Below are 6,769 nucleotides of genomic sequence, written 5' to 3'. Positions count from 1 at the left end.
CGTACGACGTCGGGCAGGGCGGTCAGGGTGCCCGTGCCGGGTCCGAGCCACCGGGCGTAGGACATCAGGGACTTGATGTCCACGCCGGGGCGTACGGCGTTGGGGGAGGTCATCGTGCCCAGGTAGATCCAGTGCTCGCCACGGGTGCTGGGCACGGTTCGCGTGGTGGGCAGAGTCTGCCGGGCCCAGGCGGTCGCGCCGGCGTTGTCCAGGTCGACCACGGTCACCCCTGCACCGCCGGGGTGGTACGCGACCGCTGCGGCCTGCCGCCATGCTGCCGCCCACGAGCCAGAGGTGAGGACGGTGGTGTCGGCGGTGGCGGCGGCCCAGCCGTGGCAGGGGTGGGGGCACTGGCAGGGGCCGGGGCTCTTCATGTTCGGCCGGCCGCCGCACGCGTTGCTGCGGCAGGCCGAACAGTTGGCGAAGGGTCGCTTGTCGCAGCCGAGCGGCAGGACCGGGATGCCGGATGCGGCCAGTTTGAGCGCGGTCTTCAGGTGCGTGCTCATGTGGCCACCTGCCGGTGGTCTCGCCGGATCGGGGTCGGGTGGGTCATGCTGGAACCTCCAGTTGGATTGCTGGATGAGGGCGGCCCCGGTCTTTGGCGAGAGGGGGCCGCCCGCGCTGTTCGTTGGATGCGGGCCGTGGGGTGTCGGCGGGGCTGGTTAGGGTCGTGGGTTATGACGACGACCCTTGAGCTGGTGCCGGGCCTGATCACGACGCGCGAAGAGATCTCTGCTGCCTTTGGCTGCGGGACGTTCCAGGGCATTGAGCCGGCCGCGGCGGCGAAGAAGGTGTTCGTGTACTCCGACCCGTCCGCGGGAGCTGAGTACGGGTACACGTTCGATGGCCGCGCCGAAGACGACGAGCACGGGCCGCTGTACCTGTACACGGGCTACGGCGCGACGGGTGACCAGCAGCTCAAGAGCCGCAACAAGTCCTTGCGCTACCACGTTGAGGACGGCCGGGAGCTCCACCTGTTCGTGGCGCACGGCAAGGTTCCCGGCAGCGGGACCATGCGCCAGCGCTACATCGGGCAGATGACCGTGGACCCCATCACCCCGGTCGAGGTCCGCCGAGGGTTGGGCCGGGACAACCAGATGCGCGATGCGCTGGTCTTCCGGCTCCGCCCGGCGGCCGGCACCATCCCGAAGTGGGAGGCGTCGGACGCGCTCAAGCCGGCCATGGCCACCGAGGTTGCAGATGTCGAGGTGGCCAAGCCCACCAGCGTGCTCATCCCGGCGCAGACGGGCGTCAAGGACAAGAACGCCGAGCAGCACAGCACGGCGGAGACGGTTGCGGACATCCCCGGCGGCCTGCGGAAGGTTGTGCGCCGGGAGGGCGTGCTGATGGAGGCGTTCAAGCAGCACTTGCTGGCTGCCGGGCACGAGGTGAAGACGTTCCAGATCACCTTGGCCGGTGAGGTGGGCGCGCTCACCCCGGACCTGTACGACATCACCGACCACGTCCTGTACGAGGCCAAGGGCCAGACCACCCGCAACAACATCCGGATGGCGATCGGACAGCTGGCGGACTACCGCCGCCACGTCCCCAAGCCCGACGGCCTGCGCGTAGCGGTGCTGCTGCCCAGCGAGCCCAGCAACGACCTGAAGAACCTTCTGGCCGAGCAGGACATCCACCTCGTTTACCAGGACGAGACCGGCTTCCACGGCTTCCCGCTCCCGGCCCCGTAGCCGCGGCACGTCGCGCCCGCGCCTTTCGCTTACAGGTTGGGGATGGCGTGGACGATGGCGGTGGCCATGTCGTTGATGGGTCCGGCGGCGCCGGTGGAGGCGAGGAAGAAGCCGAACATGACGGCGGTGAAGGCGCTGCCGTAGCTGAGGCTGTTCTGCCGGAGCAGGAAGTAGAGGACGATCCCGAAGAGCGCGACGAGCGAGATGGTGATGGCCATCGGTGTTCCTTCCGTGATCGTGGTCAGCGGGTGCCGGCGCGGTGGACGGTCCGGCTGTGGTTGAGGAGTCGGCGGCCGACGCGCAGGCGCTTGCCCTGGCCCTTGCAGCGGCGGCAGGGGCCCTTGACCTTGGTTCGGCCGCGGCGGTTGGTGGTGATGTGGGCGCCGATGCCGTCGCACTTGCGGCAGGTGCCGAAGGGGCTCGCGGCGCACAGCGTGGCGTAGACGGCGGCGGCGAGGATGGCGAGGACGCTAGCGGTGAGCATGGGGCTCCGATCCGGGTCCTGAGGCGGTTTCCGGGGCGCGCGGGCATCCTGCTGCTAGAAGCTAAGCAGCAGGTCAGAGCGGTGATGGGGTGCTAGTGGGGGTGCTAGACCTAGCAGGGATGGCTGCTAGGTCTAGCACCGTGTTTCGGGGTGTTCAGGCGGCCCGGTCGGCGGCGCGGCGGGTGATGGCGGCGGTCACGTCGGCGCGGTCGATGCCGCGGCGGTTCTTGCCTTCGCCGTCGTCGGTCTGGCCCCACACCTGCCCGGCCTTGATCCCCCAGGGCTTGAGGGCGGCGGTGACGTTCTCGCCCTTCCACCCCTCGTACGTCTCCGGGCGCAGCTGCGTGAGGCGGGCGGCGATCCGCTCGCACCACACCGCCTTCTCCGACGCGGGGATCACCTTCAGCACGTCCGCGAGGATGTCCACGCCGGAGCCAGTGGCCGGGCCGGTTCCTTCGGCGTGGCCGGTGATGTTGCCGTACTCCTCGCGGGCCTGGCGGGCGCGGGCGACGACCTGTTCGGCGGCGACCGCGTCCACGAACGCGGAGGACACGATCCGCGGGTCGTCGCCTTCACCGGCCATCCAGCAGATGCCGCGGTCGGACCGGGAGAACATCGTGGCCCGGTACCCGGCCTTGTACATCGACGTGCCCAGGATCATGTCGTTGGCGGGCTGGCCCATGACCTTCAGCGCGAACCTGAGCACCGCGTTCGCAGAGATGCCGGTGGGCAGGGACTTCGCGTCCGGGCGCTGGGTGCCGAACATGCCGACGATGCCCAGGGCCGGGCCGCGCTTGGTGATGTCGGTGCAGATGTCCTCGATCTCCGCGCCGTACTTCTCGTGCTCGAACGCCACCTGGCACTCATCCAGCCCGACCACGATCGGGTGCAGCCCCAAGGTCTTGTCCGACGCGAGTGCCGGCGTGACCTTCGACTCCGGGCAACGGGAGCGAGGCAGGGACTTGATGACCTTCGCCCGGCGGCGCAGTTCGTCCTTGAGTTCGCGCAGGGACTGCACGACGTACTCCAGGTCGTCGTCTTCCTCACCTGCCCGGTAGCGGTGGCAGACGGGTTCGAGGGCGGAGAAGTCGCCGGTGCCCTTGAAGTCGAACGCGTGGATCTCGGCGCGCGGGTCGAGGGCTGCGATCAGCAGGAGCAGCCGCATGAGGAACGTCTTGCCCATGCGGGGGATGGAGCCGACCACGACGGCCGCGAACATCAGCGTGACCGTCACGTCCCGCATGCGCTGGTCGTTGCCGAACACCACCGGCTTGAACAGATCCACCACGCCCGCCTTCAGCAGCGGCCACGCGGGCTTGGTGGTCTCGTTCATCGGCTTGTCCCCGACCCACAGCACCAGCCGCCCCTCGTGCTCGGTGGGGTCCGGGGAAGGCCACACACAGCCGACCTTCCGCCGCAGGCCGGAGGCCAGGGGCTTGCGCGCTTCCATGATGTCTTCCGGGGTCACGCCGTAGGGCAGGTCGAGATCGGCGCGGTAGCCGGGCCCGTCCCGGACGATTTCCGAGGTGAACCGCATGCCGTTCATGTCGCCGCCCTTCTTGACGGCGGCAGAGATCCGCGGATTGCCGATCGAGTCCAGGCCGCGGAGCACAATCGACCCGGTCAGCTTCTGGATCTCGGTCTTCAGGACGGCGGGGCCGATGACCCTCTCGTCCTCCTCCTGCCCGGCCATGCCCAGCAGGAGGATCCCGCCGGCCGCGAACGCGTACAGGAAGGCGGGCGCTATCACGTACAGCCACAGCGCGAACCCCAGCCCGAACACCGCCGCCACCAGGGTGACCAGGCCGCGCAGACGGACGCGTCCGGACCGCAGACGGGCCAGACGCATGTACTCCTCAACGTCCTCGTTGCGGACCGCGAACGCCCGCAGCGGGGCCGCTTCCCGGTCCCAGATCCACCGGTTCGTGGACACCACGAACCGGCACGCACCCCGCGGCGACCGGGCAGCCAGACGAGTGGAGTACACGGGGATCCGCACCCCATGGAACAGAGCGGCGTAGCCCAGGTTCGCGCCCGCGTGGCGGGCGGTCGCGGTGAAGTCCCGCCGGTTGGTCAGCCACCCGGCCAGCACCGGCCGCCGCTTCTCGGTACGGACTTTCGGGTCGGGCAGGTTCGGGTTGTCCACCATCTTCGGGACGACCGGCTCGGCGTCCGGGTCGGGGACCGCGTGGAGGTGGGCACCGGTCGGGGTCTGATCAGTCATGCTGGATGTCTCCTGCTGCTCGATGAGGGTGTGCAGGGCGTGGAGACCCGGGGCGGCCGCGCTTCTTTGGCGAGATGGGGCGGCCGCCCCGGGGCGGAGCTAGCGGTTGATGGGGCGGCGCCAGGCGTAGGGCGGCAGGCTGGCGGCGGCGGTGGCCGTGCGGGTGGTGGCGCCGTCGGGGGCGCCGGGCAGGGCGTGGAGGTGGGCGCCGGTCAGGCTGGCGAGCATCCGTGCGGCGTGGTGTTCACAGCCCTCAGCCCGGGTGCCGTGCTGGTCCACGACGGTCACGGCGGCCGGGCCGGTGCAGGGGCTGGGGTCGCTGGGGTGCGCGGCCGGGCAACGGCCGGGGTCCGTCGCCACCATGACCGGGCGAGCGGGGTGGTGGCGGGCGGCGTGGAGGATCGCGTCGTGGTCGAACGCGAGCGGTCCGGGGGCGTTCAGCGGCAGCCAGCGCACGGCCACTGCGTCGTCCCCGGCGCGGGCGGTGGTGTGGTCGGGGACGGTGACCAGGTAGGCGGCGCTCACGTACCGGCCGCGGGGGTCGCGGTCGGGGCGGTCGAACACGCCGATCAGGGTCAACTCGTCCTCGCTCACGCGGACGCCGGTCTCTTCCAGCAGCTCGCGTACGGCCGCGGTCCGGGAGGTTTCCCCGGCATCGACGTGACCGCCCGGCAGGGCGAACATGCCCTGGTACGGGGCCCAGCCACGCTCGATCGCAAGGACGTCGTTGCCCCGCAGGCACACGACGTCGGCGGTGTAGCGGATGGTCTCGATCTCAGTCATCGGATTCCTTCGCAGGAGTACGGGCGGGAGGCGGGGCCTTACCTGCGGCGCTTGTCGGCGTCGGCGGCGGCGCGCTGCTCGCGCTCGCGCGCGCCATCGACGATCCGGGTGAACTTCCGCTCCAGGTCGCCCTGGTAGACGGTCTGGGAGGCGATGCCGCGCTTGGCCATCCGGGCGGTCAGCCAGGCGAGCTTGGCGACCTCGCCGGTCGTGAACTTCGGGTCCTTCTCGGCAGCCATCACGTGCCCTTCCGGGGCCGGACTGTCCGGCTCCCCTCACCACCCCCACCCGCATGGGGTTGGGGTGGATCGGGCAGCCGTCAGCGACGGCGCTTACGGGCCTTGGCGATGTTCTTCGCAGCCGCCGCCCCTTCGGGGCTGCCGACGGCCTTGACGACCGTGTGCACACCCCAGCCCAACATCAGAGCCAGGAAGGCGAGGAAGGCGATGTTCGCCGCGATGGCGGTCAGCGCGCCGACCAGCAGCGGGCCGAAGTACACCCCGGCCGCAACCGTCCCGGCGCCGATCCCGGACCCCAGCGCGAGACGCTGGACGGTCCGGTCCGGCGGGGCCTGGTGGATGTGCTGGTGCACGATCTGCGGGCCCGCGTGGGGGGCGGGGAGCTGGTCGGTGTAGACGTGGCGGCCGTCGGGGAGCTGGACGATGGCCGGGGGGATGGGCTCGGGCAGGTGGCTCATGGTGGCTCCTGTCAGCCGTGGTTGGGCTCCAGCGCGAAGCTTGGTTTCGGCTGGGGTTAGGTCATGCACCAGCCGGAGTCGCATCCGATGTCGGTGTCGTCCATGCCGGGCAGGGTGTCCACGCCGTCGCGGATCGCTTCGCGCAGCGGCCGGGCATGGGGGGTGAGGTAGACGTGGTCCTTGCCGAGGGCGTCGCGGCGGGCGTTGAGGAGTTCTTCGAGCTGGCAGGCCCGCTCGAAGAGGTCCGGCTGCTGGCGGCGCATGTCGTGCCAGGTCTCGTTGCGGTGAAACGGGCAGAACCAGCAACTGCTCTTCGGCGGCACGGGCAGCCCGGCGGAGCGGATGATCCGGGCGCAGTCGATGCGGCGGATGCCCCGCTCCAGCAGCGGATACTCGATCTGCTCGTGAGGCTCGGACCGGCGCTTGTTGGCCCGGCCGATCTCATCCAGGCTGATCCCGATGCCCACCGTGGCCGGCGCGTGCTTGCTGGCGCCGCGTCGTTTGAGCTCCCGCCCGATCACCTTGATCTTGTAGTCGGCGGTGCAGGAGCGGGTGCCGGGGGCGCCGTTGGACATCCGTACCGGGATCTTCAGCGACCGCGACCCGGGCCGGGTGATCTCCCCGTACAGGGTCCTGGTTTCACCGGAGCGGACCATGACCCGGTCCAACAGCACCAGCTCGATGCCATGCTCGGCCGCATACGGGTGGGCGTAGGCGTTGAGGTAGCGCATGGTGGCCGGGTTCTCTGAGTCGTTCCCGACGTTGGCCATCAGGAACGTCCGGTAGTCCAGCTCACCCCGGCCGGCGAGGACGAGGGCGGCCATGGACTGCCAGCCACCCCCGAAACTGAAGCACTTCACTGTCGAAGTCACCGGGGGCTCTCCTCCTGT

At 70.3% G+C, this 6,769-nt stretch carries 9 protein-coding genes; 1 reads left to right on the top strand and 8 read right to left on the bottom strand.

What is annotated here, in order from left to right:
- A partial coding sequence (locus tag LG634_RS37330) for a bifunctional DNA primase/polymerase (protein ID WP_504967658.1) occupies positions 1-506 on the bottom strand: 506 nt, incomplete at its 3' end.
- 171 nt (positions 507-677) lie between these two features.
- Here LG634_RS37330 and LG634_RS37325 point away from each other — a divergent pair.
- Complete coding sequence (locus tag LG634_RS37325) at positions 678-1,691, top strand: SRA domain-containing endonuclease (RefSeq protein WP_226740970.1); 1,014 nt, start codon at positions 678-680, stop codon at positions 1,689-1,691.
- 29 nt (positions 1,692-1,720) lie between these two features.
- Here LG634_RS37325 and LG634_RS37320 read toward each other — a convergent pair whose 3' ends face one another.
- The 7 genes from LG634_RS37320 to LG634_RS37290 all read right to left on the bottom strand — a co-directional run bounded on the left by LG634_RS37320 (position 1,721) and on the right by LG634_RS37290 (position 6,751).
- Entirely contained in the window at positions 1,721-1,909 is a 189-nt protein-coding gene (locus LG634_RS37320) for a hypothetical protein (RefSeq protein WP_226740969.1), read from the bottom strand.
- Between the two features lie 23 nt (positions 1,910-1,932).
- Positions 1,933-2,175 carry a hypothetical protein gene (locus tag LG634_RS37315; protein ID WP_226740967.1) on the bottom strand — a complete coding sequence of 81 codons (243 nt, stop codon included), beginning with the start codon at positions 2,173-2,175 and terminating at the stop codon, positions 1,933-1,935.
- A gap of 154 nt (positions 2,176-2,329) precedes the next feature.
- Positions 2,330-4,399, bottom strand: a complete 2,070-nt coding sequence (locus LG634_RS37310; protein WP_226740966.1) for a cell division protein FtsK — start codon at positions 4,397-4,399, stop codon at positions 2,330-2,332.
- Between the two features lie 99 nt (positions 4,400-4,498).
- Positions 4,499-5,182, bottom strand: coding sequence for an NUDIX domain-containing protein (locus LG634_RS38385; RefSeq protein ID WP_308072763.1), 684 nt, complete (start codon positions 5,180-5,182; stop codon positions 4,499-4,501).
- A gap of 38 nt (positions 5,183-5,220) precedes the next feature.
- On the bottom strand, positions 5,221-5,421 hold the full coding sequence (locus LG634_RS37300; protein WP_226740965.1) for a DUF6257 family protein: 201 nt from the start codon (positions 5,419-5,421) through the stop codon (positions 5,221-5,223).
- Between the two features lie 80 nt (positions 5,422-5,501).
- On the bottom strand, positions 5,502-5,879 hold the full coding sequence (locus tag LG634_RS37295) for a DUF6251 family protein (protein WP_226740963.1): 378 nt from the start codon (positions 5,877-5,879) through the stop codon (positions 5,502-5,504).
- Between the two features lie 56 nt (positions 5,880-5,935).
- Positions 5,936-6,751: a phosphoadenosine phosphosulfate reductase gene (locus LG634_RS37290; protein WP_226740962.1), complete on the bottom strand. Its 816-nt coding sequence runs from the start codon at positions 6,749-6,751 to the stop codon at positions 5,936-5,938.
- Positions 6,752-6,769 lie beyond the last annotated feature (18 nt).

This window comes from Streptomyces bambusae, assembly GCF_020532645.1.
GTDB classification, from domain to species: Bacteria; Actinomycetota; Actinomycetes; order Streptomycetales; family Streptomycetaceae; genus Streptomyces; species Streptomyces bambusae.
Note: the sequence above shows the minus strand (reverse complement) of the source record. Positions and strands in the feature narration are given on the sequence as shown.